The 1366-nt window shown below is 48.8% G+C and carries 1 protein-coding gene; it reads left to right on the top strand.

Annotated features, from left to right (window positions below; translation table 11 throughout):
* Nucleotides 1-1366, top strand: a 1366-nt coding sequence (gene acnA, locus KDK19_RS13800) for an aconitate hydratase AcnA (protein WP_257292190.1), incomplete at both ends; no start/stop codon positions are given.

The raw sequence follows: 1366 nt of genomic DNA, 5'->3' as shown, positions 1-1366 counted from the left end.
CTTTATTGAGTGGACCAAAACGGCCTTTAAAAATGTTGATGTTATCCCGGCGGGTAACGGTATCATGCACCAGATTAATCTGGAGAAAATGTCTCCGGTTATTCAGGTCCGTGAAGGTGTCGCTTATCCGGATACTTGTGTAGGCACTGACAGCCATACGCCCCATATCGATGCGCTGGGTGTTATTGCGATGGGTGTAGGTGGGCTGGAAGCTGAAACGGTTATGCTTGGGCGTCCTTCCATGATGCGTCTTCCAGAGATTATTGGTGTTGAGCTGGTAGGCAAGTGTCAACCTGGTATGACAGCAACCGATATTGTTCTGGCCATTACAGAGTTTTTGCGAAAAGAAGGTGTTGTTTCTTCTTACCTCGAGTTCTTTGGTGAAGGTGCTGTAGATCTGACCATTGGTGACCGTGCCACTATTTCCAACATGACACCGGAATTTGGTGCTTCCGCGGGCATGTTTTACATTGATGAACAAACCATCGATTATCTGAAGCTGACTGGGCGCAAGCCGGAGCAGGTGGCGCTGGTTGAAAATTATGCCAAGGTCAGCGGCCTCTGGGCAGATGATCTGAAAACGGCTGAGTACGAGCGTGTTCTCACATTTGATTTGTCCACTGTTGTTCGAAACATGGCGGGGCCATCCAGCCCGCATCGTCGTTTGCCCACCTCGGAACTGGCTCAGCGTGGCATTGCTGTCGATCTGGATAAAGCTCAGACCCAAGAAAAAGCAGGTCTTCTACCCGATGGTGCTGTGATTATTGCTGCCATCACCAGCTGTACCAATACCAGTAATCCTCGAAATGTTGTGGCTGCAGGCCTTATTGCTCGCAAGGCCAATAAGCTCGGTCTGGTTCGTAAGCCCTGGGTTAAATCCTCTTTTGCGCCAGGCTCCAAAGTTGCGAGGCTTTACCTTCAAGCCTCAGGATTATTACCTGAGTTGGAGAAACTGGGTTTTGGGATTGTCGGTTATGCCTGTACGACTTGTAACGGTATGAGTGGTGCCCTGGACCCGGACATTCAGAAAGAATTGATTGATCGCGACCTCTATTCTACAGCAGTATTATCCGGTAACCGCAACTTTGACGGCCGTATTCACCCTTATGCCAAGCAGGCTTTCCTTGCTTCTCCGCCTCTGGTAGTCGCTTATGCCATTGCCGGTACCGTACGTTTTGATATAGAAAAAGATATACTCGGTACGGATAAAGAGGGTAATGCTGTCACACTGAAAGACATTTGGCCAAGTGATGAAGAGATCGATGAGATCGTTGCTGAGTATGTGAAACCTGAGCAGTTCAACGAAGTTTACATCCCCATGTTTGACTTGGGTATGACAGAAGAAGCCAAGAGTCCTCTTTACGAC

It is taken from the genome of Endozoicomonas sp. ONNA1, from assembly GCF_024606325.1.
Taxonomy (GTDB): Bacteria; Pseudomonadota; Gammaproteobacteria; order Pseudomonadales; family Endozoicomonadaceae; genus Endozoicomonas_A.
This window is presented reverse-complemented; position numbering and strand designations above follow the sequence as displayed.